Source organism: Streptomyces sp. NPDC050610 (genome assembly GCF_040654875.1).
Lineage (GTDB): Bacteria > Actinomycetota > Actinomycetes > Streptomycetales > Streptomycetaceae > Streptomyces.
Genome location: NZ_JBFAIV010000013.1, coordinates 115639 through 132101 on the forward strand (window position 1 = coordinate 115639; position 16463 = coordinate 132101).

At 70.6% G+C, this 16463-nt stretch carries 13 protein-coding genes; 8 read left to right on the forward strand and 5 right to left on the reverse strand.

Annotated elements, in window-relative coordinates; genetic code table 11:
* Nucleotides 1-73: 73 nt before the first annotated feature.
* From AB0I22_RS18205 to AB0I22_RS18225, 5 genes are all read left to right on the forward strand, one after another.
* Nucleotides 74-1201 (forward strand): HAMP domain-containing sensor histidine kinase, encoded by a 1128-nt coding sequence (locus AB0I22_RS18205; protein WP_363131798.1) that lies wholly within the window; start codon nucleotides 74-76, stop codon nucleotides 1199-1201.
* Nucleotides 1198-1923 (forward strand): response regulator transcription factor, encoded by a 726-nt coding sequence (locus AB0I22_RS18210; RefSeq protein WP_363131799.1) that lies wholly within the window; start codon nucleotides 1198-1200, stop codon nucleotides 1921-1923. The genes AB0I22_RS18205 and AB0I22_RS18210 overlap by 4 nt, the downstream gene beginning before the upstream one ends.
* Before the next feature lie 136 nt (nucleotides 1924-2059).
* The gene (gene wecB / locus AB0I22_RS18215; protein ID WP_363131800.1) at nucleotides 2060-3214 is read left to right on the forward strand and encodes a UDP-N-acetylglucosamine 2-epimerase (non-hydrolyzing); all 1155 of its coding nucleotides are present in this window, start codon (nucleotides 2060-2062) and stop codon (nucleotides 3212-3214) included.
* Between the two features lie 13 nt (nucleotides 3215-3227).
* Nucleotides 3228-4604: a glycosyltransferase gene (locus AB0I22_RS18220; protein ID WP_363131801.1), complete on the forward strand. Its 1377-nt coding sequence runs from the start codon at nucleotides 3228-3230 to the stop codon at nucleotides 4602-4604.
* A 163-nt stretch (nucleotides 4605-4767) separates the two neighbouring features.
* A complete protein-coding gene (locus tag AB0I22_RS18225; RefSeq protein WP_363131878.1) occupies nucleotides 4768-5958 on the forward strand; it encodes a hypothetical protein in 1191 nt (396 codons plus the stop codon).
* 219 nt (nucleotides 5959-6177) lie between these two features.
* On the opposite strand, the gene AB0I22_RS18230 is transcribed toward AB0I22_RS18225, so the two are convergent.
* Nucleotides 6178-8811 carry a valine--tRNA ligase gene (locus AB0I22_RS18230; RefSeq protein ID WP_363131802.1) on the reverse strand — a complete coding sequence of 878 codons (2634 nt, stop codon included), beginning with the start codon at nucleotides 8809-8811 and terminating at the stop codon, nucleotides 6178-6180.
* A 121-nt stretch (nucleotides 8812-8932) separates the two neighbouring features.
* On the opposite strand from AB0I22_RS18230, the gene AB0I22_RS18235 reads away from it, so the two are divergent.
* From AB0I22_RS18235 to AB0I22_RS18245, 3 genes are read left to right on the forward strand one after another with little or no spacing between them, the layout of a single operon-like run.
* Nucleotides 8933-9721 carry a hypothetical protein gene (locus AB0I22_RS18235; protein ID WP_363131803.1) on the forward strand — a complete coding sequence of 263 codons (789 nt, stop codon included), beginning with the start codon at nucleotides 8933-8935 and terminating at the stop codon, nucleotides 9719-9721.
* Between the two features lie 29 nt (nucleotides 9722-9750).
* A complete protein-coding gene (locus AB0I22_RS18240) occupies nucleotides 9751-10815 on the forward strand; it encodes a hypothetical protein (protein WP_363131804.1) in 1065 nt (354 codons plus the stop codon).
* A 30-nt stretch (nucleotides 10816-10845) separates the two neighbouring features.
* Entirely contained in the window at nucleotides 10846-11805 is a 960-nt protein-coding gene (locus AB0I22_RS18245) for a hypothetical protein (RefSeq protein WP_363131805.1), read from the forward strand.
* Nucleotides 11806-11880: 75 nt separating this feature from the next.
* Here AB0I22_RS18245 and clpX read toward each other — a convergent pair whose 3' ends face one another.
* From clpX to tig, 4 genes are all read right to left on the reverse strand, one after another.
* On the reverse strand, nucleotides 11881-13167 hold the full coding sequence (gene clpX / locus AB0I22_RS18250) for an ATP-dependent Clp protease ATP-binding subunit ClpX (RefSeq protein ID WP_363131806.1): 1287 nt from the start codon (nucleotides 13165-13167) through the stop codon (nucleotides 11881-11883).
* 138 nt (nucleotides 13168-13305) lie between these two features.
* On the reverse strand, nucleotides 13306-13971 hold the full coding sequence (locus AB0I22_RS18255) for an ATP-dependent Clp protease proteolytic subunit (RefSeq protein ID WP_363131879.1): 666 nt from the start codon (nucleotides 13969-13971) through the stop codon (nucleotides 13306-13308).
* A gap of 52 nt (nucleotides 13972-14023) precedes the next feature.
* Nucleotides 14024-14641, reverse strand: a complete 618-nt coding sequence (locus tag AB0I22_RS18260) for an ATP-dependent Clp protease proteolytic subunit (RefSeq protein WP_363131807.1) — start codon at nucleotides 14639-14641, stop codon at nucleotides 14024-14026.
* A gap of 283 nt (nucleotides 14642-14924) precedes the next feature.
* Nucleotides 14925-16328, reverse strand: a complete 1404-nt coding sequence (gene tig / locus AB0I22_RS18265) for a trigger factor (RefSeq protein ID WP_363131808.1) — start codon at nucleotides 16326-16328, stop codon at nucleotides 14925-14927.
* Nucleotides 16329-16463 lie beyond the last annotated feature (135 nt).

Sequence of the window (16463 nt, forward strand, 5' to 3'; positions counted from 1 at the left end):
AAACGCCCTTTCCGGGATCATTGGTTCCGCGCGTCCATGAGAGACGGGTGAGAAACAGAGGCGGGTGAGAGACGTGGCGTCAGGGGACCAGGACCGGCTTCAAGCGGTCATGGAGGCGCTGCCGGAAGCGGCGATCTTCCAGGGGCTCGGCAGCGCGGTCGTCGCGGTCAACCAGCGGTTCGTCGACATATTCGGGCTGGCCGGGATCGACACCGCCCCCGGCGCCGCGCTGGAGCCCATCGTCGAGGCCGTGCTCGCCCGGTACGCGGACCCGCCGGACTGGTCCGTGGGGACCGCCATCGCCACCGGCGCCTTCCGCGTGCAGCGGTCCGCCGAGATCCCGCTCGCCGACGGCCGGACCATCGTGCGGACGGTCGAGCCGCTGCGGCTGCGCGGCCAGCTGCTCGGCTCGCTGTGGACCGCCCGGGACATCACCGAGCACAAGCGCGCCGAGCGCGAGCTGGAGCGGGACAACCGGGCGCTGACCGAGCTGGTCCGGCGGCGCAACCGGTTCATGGCGTCCGCCTCGCACGAGCTGCGCACCCCGCTGGCGTCCATCATCAGCTTCTGCGAGCTGCTGACGGACCCGGCGGCCGGGAAGCTCAGCGCCGACCAGCGCATGTTCCTGGACGCGATCCACCGCAACGCCGAGCGGATACGGGGCGTGATCAGCGATCTGCTGGCGGCCACCACGACCCGTTCGGCCCAGCTGGAGCTGGAGTTCGGCGACGTGCGCGTCGGCCGGATGCTGGAGAACGCCGTACAGGACCACATGGCCGCGGCGACGGCGGCGGGCGTCTTCCTCAGCCTGGACTGCGCGGCGGGGCCGCCGCTGCGCGGGGACGAGCACCGGCTCCAGCAGGTCCTGGGCAATCTGCTGGAGAACGCCGTGAAGTTCACCCCGCGCGGCGGGAGCGTCGCGGTGACGGCGGCGCCCCGCGACGGGCACTGGGAGATCGAGGTCGCCGACACCGGCATCGGCGTCCCCGAGGGGTTCGAGGAGGAGATCTTCCAGGGGTTCGTGCGGGCCCCCAACGCCCGCGGCGGCCGCTACCCCGGCACGGGGCTCGGCCTCTCGGTGAGCCGCGACACGGTCCAGCTGCACGGCGGGACCATCGGCGTCGCCGGCGGCGAGGGGCAGGGGGCCGTCTTCCGGCTCCGGCTGCCGCTGCCGGCGTCCGACGCCCGGGACCCGTCGTGACGCGCGTCCTCGTCGTGGAGGACGACCCCGATCTCGCGCTCGCGCTGCGGGTGCTGCTCACCCGCTCCGGGTACGAGGTGGTGCGCGCGGGCGACGGGCGGGAGGGGCTGCGGCGGCTCTTCGCCGACCGGCCCTCGCTCATGGTGCTCGACATCAATCTGCCGCTGCTCGACGGCTGGGAGGTGCTGGAGCGCACCCGCGACATGGCGGATCTGCCCATCCTGCTGCTCACGGCGCGCGGCGCGGAGTCGGACCGGGTGCGCGGGCTGCGGGCCGGGGCGGACGACTATCTGCCCAAGCCGTTCGGGAACGAGGAGTTCCTCGCCCGCGTCGAGGCGCTGCTGCGGCGGGCCGGCCCCACCCAGTGGGCGACCGCCGAGGCCGCCCAGGGGCTGCAGCTGGTGCCCGAGCGGCGCTCGGCGATCTGGCAGGGGCACGAGGTGCGGCTGAGCGGCATCGAGTACCGGCTGCTCCAGGTCCTGGTCCGCAACCGGGGCCGGGTGGTGACCACCGAGCAGCTGCTGGCGCGGGTCTGGCACGACCAGGAGGGGACGGGCGCGGAGCGGGTGAAGTTCGCGGTGTTGCGGGTGCGCCGCAAGCTGCGGCAGGCCGCCGGGGCCGGGACCGCCGATCCGCTGGAGTCCGTACGCGGCATGGGGTACCGCTACCTCCTGCCCGAGGCGGGTCCTGCCGCCCCTGGCGAGGAGGACCCTGGCCCCTGACTCGACCAGGCCAAAGGTCCCCTATTTTCTCTTTTCGGACAACAGCAACCAAAGGGCAACGGAACACCACCCGGACGGGCAACCGACGGCTCGCACACTCACGTGCTGTAGCCGCCTGCCAGCTCCTGGAGTCCCCGTGTCCGTCGCCCTTCCGCCGCGCTCCGTCGCCGTCGTCCTCGGCACCCGCCCCGAACTCGTGAAGCTCACCGACCTCGTCCGCCTCCTCGGCCCCGCCGCACACCTCGTGCACACCGGCCAGCACTACGACGAGGAGCTCTCCGGCCGCTTCCTCACCGAGCTGGGCCTGCCCGAGCCGACCTTCCTGACCGGCATCGGCGGCCGCTCCCGCGCCGTGCAGCTGTCCGCCGCGCTGGCCCAGCTCGACGAGCTCTTCACCGAGCAGCCGCCGCTCGCCGTCGTCGTCCAGGGCGACACCAACGCCGCCCTCTCCGGAGCCCTCGCCGCCAACGCCCACGGCATCCCGCTCCTGCACGTCGAGGCAGGGCTGCGCAGCCACGACCGGAACATGCCCGAGGAGCACAACCGCGTCGTCATCGACCGCCTCGCCGACGTGCTGTGCGCGGCCACCGCCGACAACCGCCGCAACCTGCTCGCCGAGGGCGTCGCCGACCACCGGATCGCCGTCACCGGCAACACCGTCGTCGAGGCCGTCCACGGGCAGCTCCCGGCGGACGCCGACCGCGCCGACCTGCTCGTACGCCACGGCCTGACCGCCGACGGCTATGTCCTCGCGACCGTCCACCGCCCCGAGAACACCGACTCCCCCGCCGCCCTGCGCGCCATCCTCACCGAACTGGCCGGCCTCGCCGAGCGGACCCCCGTCGTCCTGCCGCTGCACCCCCGCACCCGCGCCCGCATCGAGGCCGCCGGGCTGGAGGACCTCCTCGCCGGGCTGACCGTGTGCCGCCCCCTCGGCTACGGCGAGTTCCTGGCCCTCGCCCGGCACGCCGCGCTGCTCGTCTCCGACTCCGGCGGCATCCAGGAGGAGTGCACCGTCCTCGGCCGCCCGCTGATCGTGGTGCGCCGCTCCACCGAGCGCCCCGAGGCCATGGCCGACTTCGCCGACCTCGTCGAGCCCGGCCCGCGCCTCGGCGTCCTCGCCCGCCGCCGCCTCGCCGAGGGCCCGTACGGGCTGCGCCGGCTGGCCGCGCTCCCCAGCCCGTTCGGCGACGGCCGCGCCTCCGAGCGGATCACCGCGCTGCTCGCCGGAATCGCCGAGACCGCTGAGAACGCAGCCCCCGCCCTCGCCCCGCTCGCCACCGCGGCCTGACCCCGGAGCCTCCGTGCCGACCACCCACGCCCTGCTGCTCTGCTTCCCCTTCTTCCTGCTGCTGTGCTTCCTCCTCTACTGGGCGGGCGCGCGCTACTCCTATCTGCGCCGGCCCGCCGCCGAGAGCGGTGACGCCACCGCCTTCGACTGGCACTTCTTCGTACCGTGCCGGGACGAGGAACCCGTCGTCGGCACCACCGTCGCCCGGCTCCGCGCCGACTTCCCGCGGGCGCACGTATGGGTCATCGACGACGACAGCGACGACCGCACCGGCGCGATCGTCGAGGACCTCGCCGCCGAGGACGGCCACGTGCACCTCGTACGGCGCCGGCGCCCCGACGCCCGCAAGGGCAAGGGCGCGGCCCTCAACGCCGCGTACGACGCGCTGAACCGCCACCTCGGCGACTCCGGCGAAACCGCCCGCGACCGGATCGTGGTGTGCGTCGTCGACGCCGACGGCCAGCTCGACCCGCGCGCCCTCACCCGCGTCAGCGGCCCGTCCGGCCTCGGCGACCCCGAGATCGGCGGCGTGCAGGTCAGCGTCCGGATGCGGAACGTCGAGGAGCGCACCCCCATGCCCGGCCGCGGCCGGGCCCGCAACGCCGCCGCCCGGCTGCTGGTCCGCATGCAGGACATGGAGTTCTCCGTCTCCAACGCGGGGATGCAGCTGCTGCGCACCCGCACCGGCTCCGTCGGCCTCGGCGGCAACGGCCAGTTCACCCGGCTCACCGCCCTCGACCGGATCGCCCAGGCGGAACGCCGCCCGTGGCAGCAGGGCGCGCTCCTGGAGGACTACGAACTGGGCCTGCACATGATCCTGGGCGGCTACCGCGTCACGCACATCGCCGAGACCTGGGTCTCCCAGGAGGGCCTGCCGCTCGCCCGCCGCCACCTCACCCAGCGCACCCGCTGGGCCCAGGGCAACCTCCAGTGCGTGCGTTACGCGCCGCGCATCGTCTCCTCCCGGCACTACAGCGGCCGGGGCGTGCTGGAGACGCTCTACACCTTCTTCCAGCCCGTCGCGCACCTGGCCACGCTCGTCCTCACCGGCGTCATGCTCGCCTTCCTCGGCCTCGCCGCCGCCGACAAGGGCGCGGGCACGGTCCTGGGCCGCGTCCTCGCGCTCTGGCCCCTGCTGATCGCCCTGACCGCGGCCTCCGTGCTGCCGTTCGTCCTGTGGGGCCCGGTCTACCGCCGGGACCGCGCGCCCGGCCGCTCCCTGCTGGTCTCCCTGCTGTGGGGGCTGGCCCTGTGGCTGTACGCGTACCATCTCTTCCCGGCGTCCGCGCGGGCCTTCGTCCGTATGCTGCGGGGCCGCAACGGCTGGGCGAAGACCCGCCGCAACGCGGAGCGGACGCTGACGGGCGGCCCGGTGGCCGTGGAGAGCTGAGCGACCGCGCCCCGACCGATCCCGTGCCCCCGCCGAGAGCCGGGGGCGCCTGCCCGCCGGGCAACCTATGAGCCTGCTGTGGCATCTTCTACGGCGGGCTTTGCGCCGGGAGAAGCCGCCGGCGGGGATACGGGAGTTGAGCGTGCCGGCAATCAGTCAGCGGATGCACTTGATGCTGCTCACCGGATGGGCCGCCCTGTGGTTCGCCGTGGTGGAGCCGAACGGCGGCTTCTCCTGGCACTATCTGCGGGCCGGCGGAGAGCTGATCTACCAGGGCGCGTCCGGCGGCGGCGACGGCGGGCTGAACCTGTACGCGCACCACCCCGAACTCCAGATGGGCCCCATCAGCTTCCTGGTGGCCGGGATTTTCAACCCGTTCTCCGAGCACACCGGACAGTTCCTCGCCGCGCTGGTCATGTCGGTGCTCGGCCTGGTGATCGTGGTCCTCGCCGGGCGCAGCGCCGCCACCTACTTCCTCGGCACCGGCACCAACCACCAGCGGCTGCGCCAGCGCGTCCTCATCGCGGGGCTGGCCTTCATCCCCATGTGGATCGAGGTCTCGGTCCGCTTCGGCCACCTCGACGACGTGCTCGCGCTGTTCTTCACGGCACTGGCCGTACGGTCCATCACCCGCGGCAACGCGATGACCACCGGCATCTTCCTCGCCCTGGCCATGGACTCGAAACCGACCGCCCTGGCGTTCATGCCGCTGCTCCTGGCCCTCCCGAAGGGCCAGTGGCTGAAGGCGGGCATGTGGTGCGCCGGCCTGGTCGCCGTGGCCTGGCTGCCGTTCTTCCTCGTCGACCCGCACTCCTTCGCCGCCGCGAAGTTCGCCATCCCCAACCACCCGGCGTCCGCCCTGCGCTGGCTCGGCGTGGGCGACCCGGAGACCCCCGGCTGGGACCGCCCCGCACAGGCCGCGCTGGGACTCGTACTGGGCTGCATAGCCGTCTGGCGCGGCCGCTGGGCGGCGGTCGTGCTGCTGGGCGCCAACGCCCGTATCGTCCTGGACCCCAGCGTCTACACCTACTACACGGCGTCCGTGCTGCTCGGCACCCTGCTGTGGGACGTGGTCGGCCAGCGCCGCCTGGTCCCGTGGTGGAGCTGGCTCGCCCTGATCACCCTGTACGGCAGCGTCTTCGTGGTGCACGACGACTCCACCAAGGGCCTGATACGGCTCGCGTTCGTGGCCGCGTCCACCACGTACGTCCTGCTGTGGCCGGTACGCGAGCGGCAACGGCAGCGACCGGGACGCCGCGGGCCCCTCGCCCACAGAAGGGACGAGGGGCCCGCGGAGGCGGCGTGGAAGGCGGGGCTCACTCCGGAACATCCCCGGAGCGACGGGTCCGGCTGAGCTCCGGGGTTCGGGGGCCGACTCGCCCGCCGGAGGCCCGGACGTGCCCCAGCGGCCCCGACGGGAGCCGGGAAACCGGCCCGGCCGGAAGCCGGACGTATCGCCCCTGGCGGGCCCGGCCCGGCCGGGGCGAAAGCTCCCGGCAGGGACCGCGGAACCGCAGACCGAAGCCCCCTCCCGAAGCCCCGCAGGGGGCTCGGAAGGGGGCTCGACGCCCGGTCAGGACTTAGGCAGCCCCGCCAGCTGCGCCGCGATCCGCTCGATGTCCGCGTCCGCCTTGGCCAGCCGCGTACGGATCTTCTCGACGACCTGGTCGGGCGCCTTGGCCAGGAACGCCTCGTTGCCGAGCTTCCCCGTGGCCTGCGCCTTCTCCTTCTCCGCCGCCGCGAGGTCCTTCGTCAGCCGCTTGCGCTCCGCCTCGACGTCGATCGTGCCGGACAGGTCCAGGGCCACGCTCGCGCCCGCGACCGGCAGCGAGGCGGTGGCCGCGAATCCCTCCCCCGCGGGCTGGAGGCGCAGCAGCGAACGCATCGCCGCCTCGTGCGCGACCAGCGCCGTCCCCGCCAGCTCCAGCTGGGCCGGGACCTTCTGCCCCGGCTGGAGGCCCTGGTCGGCGCGGAACCGGCGGACCTCCGTGACGACCTGCTGGACGAGCTCGATCTCCCGCTCGGCCGCCGGGTCCCGGAAGCCGGAGTCGGCGGGCCAGTCGGCGACGACGACGGACTCGCGCCCGGTCAGCGCGGTCCACAGCGACTCGGTGACGAACGGGACGATCGGGTGCAGCAGCCGCAGCGTGACGTCCAGCACCTCGCCCAGGACGCGCCGCGAGGCGTCGGCCGCCGGGCCGCCCGCCTGGAAGGTGGTCTTGGACATCTCGACGTACCAGTCGAAGACCTCGTCCCACGCGAAGTGGAAGAGGGAGTCCGAGAGCTTCGCGAACTGGTAGTCGTCGTAGTAGGCGTCCACCTCGGCGACGACGGTGCCCAGCCGGGAGAGGATCCACCGGTCCGGCGCCGACAGCTGCTCGGCGGGCGGCAGGTCGCCCTCGACGGTCGCGCCGTTCATCAACGCGAAGCGCGTGGCGTTCCAGATCTTGTTGGCGAAGTTCCGGGACCCCTGGACCCAGTCCTCGCCGATCGGCACGTCCGTGCCGGGGTTGGCGCCGCGGGCCAGCGTGAAGCGGACGGCGTCGGAGCCGTACTCGTCCATCCAGTCCAGCGGGTTCACAGCGTTGCCGAAGGACTTCGACATCTTCTTGCCGCGCTCGTCGCGAACCATGCCGTGCAGCACGATGGTGCGGAACGGCGGGGTGCCGTCCATCGCGTACAGCCCGAACATCATCATCCGCACGACCCAGAAGAACAGGATGTCGTAGCCGGTGACCAGGACCGAGTTCGGATAGAACTTCTCGACGCTCTCGGTCTTCTCGGGCCAGCCGAGGGTGGAGAACGGCCACAGCCCGGAGGAGAACCAGGTGTCCAGGACGTCCGTCTCCTGGTGCCAGCCCTCGCCGGACGGCGGCTCCTCGCCGGGGCCGACGCAGACCATCTCGCCGTTCGGCCCGTACCAGACGGGGATGCGGTGGCCCCACCAGAGCTGCCGGGAGATGCACCAGTCGTGGAGGTTGTCGACCCAGCCGAAGTAGCGGGACTCCATCTCCTGCGGGTGGATCTTCACCTCGCCGTCGCGGACGGACGTGCTCGCGGCCTCCGCGAGCGGGCCGACCTTGACCCACCACTGCATGGACAGCCGCGGCTCGATGGTCGTCTTGCAGCGCGAGCAGTGGCCGACCGAGTGCGTGTACGGGCGCTTCTCGGCGACGATCCGGCCCTCGGCGCGTAGCGCGCCGACGATGGCGCTGCGGGCCTCGAAGCGGTCCAGGCCCTCGAACGGGCCCGGGGCGGTGATCACGCCGCGCTCGTCGAGGACGGCGAGGTTCGGCAGGTCGTGGCGGCGGCCGATCTCGAAGTCGTTGGGGTCGTGGGCCGGGGTGACCTTGACGGCGCCCGTGCCGAACTCCGGGTCGACGTGCTCGTCGGCGACGATCGGGATGCGGCGGCCGGTGAGCGGCAGCTCGATCTCGGTGCCCACCAGGTGGCGGTAGCGGTCGTCGTCGGGGTGGACGGCGACGGCGGTGTCGCCGAGCATCGTCTCGGCGCGGGTCGTCGCGACCACGATGGCGTTCTCGCCCTCGCCGTAGCGGATGGAGACCAGCTCGCCGTCGTCGTCCTGGTACTCAACCTCGATGTCGGAGATCGCGGTCAGACAGCGCGGGCACCAGTTGATGATGCGCTCGGCGCGGTAGATCAGCTCGTCGTCGTAGAGCCGCTTGAAGATGGTCTGGACGGCCATGGAGAGGCCGTCGTCCATCGTGAAGCGCTCGCGCGACCAGGCGACGCCGTCGCCGAGCCGCTTCATCTGGCCGGAGATCTGGCCGCCGGACTCGTTCTTCCACTGCCAGACGCGCTCGACGAACGCCTCGCGCCCGAGGTCGTGGCGGGACTTGCCCTCCTTGGCGAGCTCGCGCTCCACGACGTTCTGCGTGGCGATGCCTGCGTGGTCCATGCCGGGCTGCCACAGCGTCTCGTAACCCTGCATGCGCTTGCGGCGGGTGAGGGCGTCGATCAGCGTGTGCTCGAAGGCGTGGCCCAGGTGCAGGGAGCCGGTGACGTTGGGCGGCGGAATGACGACCGTGTACGGCGGCTTGTCGCTCTTGGCCTCCGCCTCGAAGTAACCGCGTTCTACCCAGCGCTCGTACAGCTTCCCCTCTACCTCGGCCGGCGCGTACTGGGTCGGCAGTTCAGGGGTGCTGTTCGGCCCGCTGTCGGGGCGCTGCTGAGTGTTGTCGGTCACGGGCCAATTCTACGGGTCGCGGGTCCGCCGTTACGAACCAGTTACTGCCCCGCGGTAAAGGCCGTGTAAGCCGTCGGGGAGGATGAGCCTCATCTGTCACGTGCACGAAGCGAGAACGACGATGAGCCAGACCCAGCCGAGACCGTCCGACCAGTCGGGCCCCGAGCAGCAGCCTGCCGACAGCGGCGGGAAGGGCCGGACGATCGCTCTGGCCGCCGGCGCGGTCGTCGTGGTCGCGGCGATCGTCGGCGGCATCGTCCTGCTGAGCAGCGGCGACGGCGAGGCCGAGGACTCGGCGAGCACGGCGGGCGCCACGGCGGACAGCATGAAGAAGTACGAGGGCAAGCGGTACCGGCTGACGACGCCGGAGACCGTGGCCGACGGCCTCAAGAAGAAGTCGGGCAGCGAGACCGCCCACAAGGGCGCCTTCCTGTCGGCCTTCGAGAAGCTGGGCGTGTCGAACCCGCAGAGCATCGGCGCCGACTACAAGGGGGGCAAGGGCATCGGTACCACGTGGGTCAAGTTCACCGGCGTCTACGGGGACGTGGCAGACCCCGAGAAGACGGTGGACCGGTACTTCGCCCAGATGGCGTCCTCCGCGGACAAGAGCGTCGCGTCGGCCGAGAGCCTGAAGGAGGAGATGGAAGGCATCCCGACGCGTGTCTCCCCCGCCGGTCTCGACGACGACGCCGTCCTGAAGTGCCAGTACGTCAAGTACACGTCGGACAAGGACGTAGCGGCAGGACGCAAGGGCACGAGCATGCCCAACTGCGTCTGGGCCGACCACAGCACTGTGGGCGTCCTGGTCCACCTGCTCACGGCCCCCTCGCTCAGCGCCAAGGAGCCTTTCGACAACGTCGGCGAGATCAGCGCGCATATCCGCGCCGACACCCGCACCGAGATCAAATAACCACCTGCGTCAACCACACGGGGAATCAGATGAGCTTCAACCAGCCGCCGCCGCAGCAGCCCGGTCCGTACGGGGGAGGGCAGCCCAATCCGTACGGAGGCGGCCAGCAGCCTCCTCAGCAGCCGAACCCCTACGCGCAGCAGCCCGGCTACGGCTACCCGCCGCAGGGCGGCGCGACTCCGCCGCCCCCGCCGCAGCAGGCGCCCGCGTACGGACAGCAGCCCCCGCCCCCGCCGTACGGCCAGCCGCAGCAGCCGAACCCGTACGGTCAGCCCCCGCAGCCCCCGTACGGCCAGCCGAGCATGCCGGGCCCGTACCAGCAGCCTCCGGGCGGCGGCAGGAACAAGGGGAAGGCGATAGCCCTGGCCGTCGGCGCGGTCGTCGTGGTGGCGGCCATCGTCGGCGGCATCGTCCTGCTCAACGGCGGTGACGACGACAAGAGCGGCAGCGAGGCGAAGGGCAAGGGCGGCGACAAGGGCAGCAGCTCCAGCGCCGGCCCGAGCTCCGATTCCGACTCCGACTCCGACTCCAAGGGGCTCGGCTCGGACAGCGGCAAGCAGTACAAGCTGACGACGCCGGGGACGATCGCCGGCTATGAGCGCCAGGGCCTCGGCAAGGACGAGAGCGACATGTCGCCGGCGCAGCGCGAGGCGCAGAAGAACCGGATACCGGGGATCACCGAGAGCCATCCGGTGGCCGCCGAGTATCAGCGCGGCAGCACGAACAAGGTGACGTTCAACGGCCAGTACGGGAAGATCAGCGACCCGGAGGCCGCCGTCGACTTCACCTTCGCCATGGAGGAGAAGAACACGAAGGGTTCCACCTCGGTGAAGTTCACACCGCAGGGAAGTCCGGAGAAGTTCACTCCGGGCGGCGCCGACGGTGCTGTCCTGAAGTGCCAGGCGTACAGGCTCAGCAAGGCCGCGAGCACGAAGACGGTGACGCTCCCGATCTGCGTCTGGGCGGACTCCAGCACGATCGGCGAGGTCATCCTCGCCGACCAGGTGAGCGGCCTGAGCGGCGGCAAGCCGCTCGAAGACGTCGCCGAACTCGCCGCAAAGTTCCGCACGGACGCTCGCGCCGAGATCAGCTAACAGCCGACACCAGCCCTGAGGGGGAATCAGATGAGCTCCAACCAGCCACCGCCGCAGCAGCCCGGTCCGTACGGGGGTGGGCAGCCCAATCCGTACGGAGGCGGCCAGCAGCCCCCTCAGCAGCCCAACCCCTACGCACAGCAGCCGCCGCAGCCGGGTTACGGCTACCCGCCGCAGGACGGACCGACGCCGCCGCCCCCGCCGCAGCAGCCGGGCCCGTACGGTCAGCAGCCGCCGCAGCAAGGCCCGTACGGTCAGCCGCCGCAGCAGCCCGGCCCGTACGGACAGCCGCAATACGGACAGCAGCCGTACGGCCAGCAGCCCCCGTACGGCGGTCAGCAGCCGTACGGTCAGCCGCCGTTCCCGCCGCCCCCTCCGGCGCGCAACAAGAACAAGCTGATCGCCATGGTCGCGATCGGCGCCGTGGTGGTCATCGGCGGCGGCGCGGCCGCGGTCTTCCTGCTGGGCGGCAGTGGCAGCGACGGCGGTCAGGCGATGAAGCTCGTCACGCCGCAGACGCTGGACGGCGGCGCGTACGAGCTGAACGCCGACACCGAGGCGCTCAAGTCGCAGGGCAAGAGCGTCCAGGACAACATGCCCAAGGGCGCCACCTCCGTCCTCGGCAGCTACAAGCGCGCCGACAGCCCCACGGCGGTACTGTCGTTCTCCGGCGCGTACGGCAGCATCGGCGCCCCCGAGAAGGTCAAGGACGGGATGTTCAAGGGCTTCGAGGGCGGCGTGTTGAGCGCGACCGTGGTGCAGGAACGGCAGAAGTTCACGCCGAACGGCTCGGACGGCCCGACCATCGAATGCGAGGTCGTCAAGATTCAGAACCGGGCGTACGCACCGGCCTGTGCCTGGGCCGAGAAGTCGAACGCGGCCATCGTCCTGGCGGTCGACGCCAAGAACGTCACTGAGGACTCCGTGGACATCAAGGCGTTCGCGAAGACCACGGCGAACATCTACAAGGACGCCCGCAAGCCCGCCTGACGGGCCGTCAACAGCGAAGGGGCGCCCGGTCCATTCCGGACCGGGCGCCCCTTTCGGCTGTGCTGGAAGGCGGTGCTACGCGCTCTTCTCGTGCCGCTCGTCCTTGCCGATGATGCGCGGCTCGCGGGGCACCAGCGTGGGGTTCACGTTGGAGTGCACGACCTCTTCGGTGATGACGACGCGGGCCACGTCCTTGCGGGACGGCACCTCGTACATCACCGACTGGAGGACCTCCTCCATGATGGCGCGCAGGCCGCGCGCGCCGGTGCCGCGCAGGATCGCCTGGTCGGCGATGGCCTCCAGCGCGGGGCGGTCGAACTCCAGCTCCACACCGTCGAGTTCAAACAGCCGTTGATACTGCTTAATGAGGGCGTTACGCGGCTCGACGAGAATCTGGAGCAGCGCCTCGCGGTCGAGGTTGTGCACGGAGGTGATGACGGGCAGCCGGCCGATGAACTCGGGGATCATCCCGAACTTCACCAGGTCCTCCGGCATGACCTCCTGGAACTGGTCGCTGGCCTCGATCTCGCGCTTCGAGCGGATGGTGGCGCCGAAGCCGATGCCCTTGGCGCCCGCCCGCGACTCGATGATCTTCTCCAGACCGGCGAACGCGCCGCCCACGATGAAGAGCACGTTCGTGGTGTCGATCTGGATGAATTCCTGGTGCGGGTGCTTGCGGCCGCCCTGAGGCGGAACCGAGGCGGTGGTGCCCTCCAGGATCTTCAGCAGGGCCTGCTGGACGCCCTCGCCGGAGACATCGCGGGTGATCGACGGGTTCTCGCTCTTGCGGGCGACCTTGTCGATCTCGTCGATGTAGATGATGCCGGTCTCGGCCTTCTTGACGTCGTAGTCAGCGGCCTGGATCAGCTTGAGCAGGATGTTCTCGACGTCCTCGCCGACATAGCCGGCCTCCGTGAGCGCGGTCGCGTCGGCGATCGCGAACGGGACGTTGAGCATCCGGGCCAGGGTCTGTGCGAGCAGGGTCTTGCCGGAGCCGGTCGGGCCGAGCAGCAGGATGTTGGACTTGGACAGCTCGATGCCGTCGTCCCGGTTGCCCGCGTTCTCGCCCGCCTGAACCCGCTTGTAGTGGTTGTAGACCGCGACTGACAGTGCCTTCTTCGCCGGCTCCTGGCCGACGACGTAACCTTCGAGGAACTCGTAGATCTCGCGCGGCTTGGGGAGCTCCTCCCACCGCACCTCGGAGGTCTCAGCGAGCTCTTCCTCGATGATCTCGTTGCAGAGGTCGATGCACTCGTCGCAGATGTACACACCAGGACCCGCGATGAGCTTCTTCACCTGCTTCTGGCTCTTTCCGCAGAACGAGCACTTGAGCAGGTCGCCGCCGTCACCAATGCGTGCCACGAGGTGCTTCCCCTTCGCCTGGGATCCGCCCTGTTCTGCGGACCCGGGTGCTTGCCTATCGACGGTACCTTGCCGGGCCCCCCGTGCGGGCCCCCCTTGGACCGACTCGGTCCAAGGGGGATACCAGCGGCACAGCGATCAAACGGAAACGGAACTCTTCCGGGTCGCGACGATCTGGTCGACCAGACCGTACGCGAGCGACTCCTCGGCCGTGAGGATCTTGTCGCGCTCGATGTCGTCGCGGATCTTCTCGATCGGCGTGGTCGAGTGCTTGGCCAGCAGATCTTCGAGCTGCGAACGCATCCGCAGGATCTCGTTGGCCGCGATCTCCAGGTCGGAGACCTGACCGCGGCCGGTCTCGCTGTACGGCTGGTGGATCAGGATACGGGCGTTGGGCAGCGCCATCCGCTTGCCCGGCGTGCCCGCGGCCAGCAGGACGGCCGCGGCGGACGCCGCCTGGCCCATGCAGACCGTCTGGATGTCCGGCTTCACGAACTGCATCGTGTCGTAGATGGCGGTCAGCGCGGTGAACGAGCCGCCGGGCGAGTTGATGTAGATCGAGATGTCGCGGTCCGGGTCCATCGACTCCAGGCACAGCAGCTGCGCCATGACGTCGTTGGCCGAGGCGTCGTCGATCTGGACGCCGAGGAAGATCACCCGCTCCTCGAAGAGCTTCGCGTACGGGTCGTACTCGCGCACGCCCTGCGAGGTGCGTTCCACGAAGCGCGGAACGATATAGCGGGACTCCGCCGCGGGGCCGGTGTACAGGCCGCTGCCGGGGTTGCTGTTCATCTGCGTGTTCACCATCCTGGTGGCGTTCGGTGGGCTGGAGGTCGGCTGTGAGGCGTCCGGGTGCTCAGGCCCCGGTGCCGCCCCCGCCCGGAATGTTCGCCGCGGCCTGGTAGACGCCGTCGATCAGGCCGTACTCCTTGGCGTCCTCGGCGGAGAACCAGCGGTCACGGTCGGAGTCGCGCGTGATCTGCTCGACGGTCTGGCCGGTGTGGAGGGCGGTGAGCTCCGCCATCCGCTTCTTGGTGTGCAGCAGCCGCTCGGCGTGGATCTTGATGTCCGAGGCGGAACCCGCGAGCCCCGCGGAGGGCTGGTGGATCAGGATCTCGGCGTTGGGCAGCGCGAACCGCTTGCCCGGGGTGCCGGCGCTCAGCAGGAACTGGCCCATCGAGGCGGCGAGTCCCATGGCGATGGTGACCACGTCGTTCTTGATGTACTGCATGGTGTCGTAGATCGCCATGCCGGCCGAGATCGAGCCGCCCGGGCTGTTGATGTAGAGGAAGATGTCCTTGTCCGGGTCCGCGGCAAGGAGGAGCAGCTGCGCCGTGATCTTGTTGGCGATGTCGTCGTCGACCGGCTGGCCGAGGAAGATGATCCGTTCCCCGAGCAGTCGGTTGTAGACCTGGTCGCCGAGGCCACCGAAGCTCGGCTCGCCGGCGGCGGCGGAAGGCATCAGATTCGTCACGTATCCACCTGCTCGTTGTTCGACGGCCGCGTGCCGTCTCAGCGTCTTCTTCTCGGGCGGGGGTCGGGCCGGCCACTCGATGCTCCGCGCCGCGCTTCCGTGGACTCCCCTGCCCGCGTATCTACGGACCCTAACGCGCTGGTCGGCGGCGGCCATCCCGCATCAGGAACTGTTCGCTCTGAGCGCAGGTTCCAGGGCCCTCAGGACACCGCTCCTATACGTACGGGCCCGAACGCGCGAACACGTCCAGACCCGTACGTACGAGCTGTGGGGCCAGCGGGGCTCAGCCCTCGGACTTGGCCTCGGCCGGGGCGTCGGTCTCCGCGGCCTCGTCGGAGGAGGCCGCGGCACCCTCGACGGTCTCGGCCGTCTCATCCTCGTCGTCCAGGTCCACGGCCTCGCCGTTGCTGTCCTTGACCGTGGCGGCCTCGACGACGACCGCGAGGGCCTTGCCGCGGGCGACCTCGCCGACGAGCATCGGCACCTGGCCGCCCTCGACGACGGCCTGGGCGAACTGGTCGGGGCTCATGCCGGAGGACTGCGCACGGCGCATGAGGTGCTCGGTGAGCTCCTCCTGGCCGACCGACAGCTTCTCCTTGTTGACGAGCTCGTCCAGGATGAACTGGGTCTTGATGCCCTTCTCGGCCTGCTCCTTGGTCTCGGCGTCGAACTCTTCCTCGGTCTTGCCCTGGATCTCCAGGTACTTGGCGAGGTCGAGGCCCATCTGGCCGAGCTGGTGGTTCACCAGGTTGTGCTTGCGGGTCTCGATCTCGTCCGCGAGCAGCTTCTCCGGGACCGGCACCTCGGCGAGCGCGAGCAGCTCGTCGAGGACCTTCTCCTGGGCCTGGGTGGCCTGGTCGTACTTCTTCATCTGCTCAAGGCGCTTGCGGCTGTCCGCGCGCAGCTCCTCCAGCGTGTCGAACTCGCTCGCCAGCTGGGCGAAGTCGTCGTCGAGCTCCGGCAGTTCGCGGGACTTGACGGCGGTGACGTCGACCTTGACCTCGGCCTCCTTGCCCTCGGCGCTGCCGCCCTTGAGCTCGGAGGCGAAGGTCGCGGAGCCGCCGGCCTCAAGGCCGGTGACGGCCTCGTCGATACCGTCCAGCAGCTGGCCGGAGCCGATGGTGTAGTCGACGCCCTGCGCGACGCCGTCCTCCAGCACCTCGCCGTCGACCTTGGCCTCCAGGTCGACGACGACGATGTCGCCCTCGGCGGCGGCGCGCTCGACCGGGGCAGTCGTGGCGAAGCGCTCGCGGAGCTGCTCGACCGACTGGTCGATGTCCTCCTCCGACACCTCCACGGCGTCGACGGTGACCTCGATGCCGGAGTAGTCCGGGATCTCGATGGCCGGGCGGATGTCCACCTCGGCGGTGAAGGCCAGCAGCTCGCCGTCCTTCAGCTCGGTGATGTCGACCTCCGGCTGGCCGAGGGGGTTGAGCTCACCCTCGTTGACCGCCTCGGTGTAGAACTTCGGGAGGGCGTCGTTGACGGCCTCCTCCAGCACCGCACCACGGCCGAACCGCTGGTCGATGACGCGGGCCGGGATCTTGCCCTGACGGAAGCCCTTCACCGTGACCTGCTGGTTGATCTTCTTGTACGCCGCGTCGAGGCTGTCCTTGAGCTCCTCGAAGGGCACCTCGACAGTGAGCCGAACCCGAGTCGGGTTCAGGGTCTCCACGGCGCTCTTCACGGTTCGGTCTCCTTGGGGCTGACTTCTGGGGTTCTGCTGAGGTTCAGCGATACTGCTGGGTTCAGCTGATCGCGCCCGGGACAGAGACACACGGACGCGCAGCTTGCATAGTAACCGCAAGCGCCTGGACGCCCA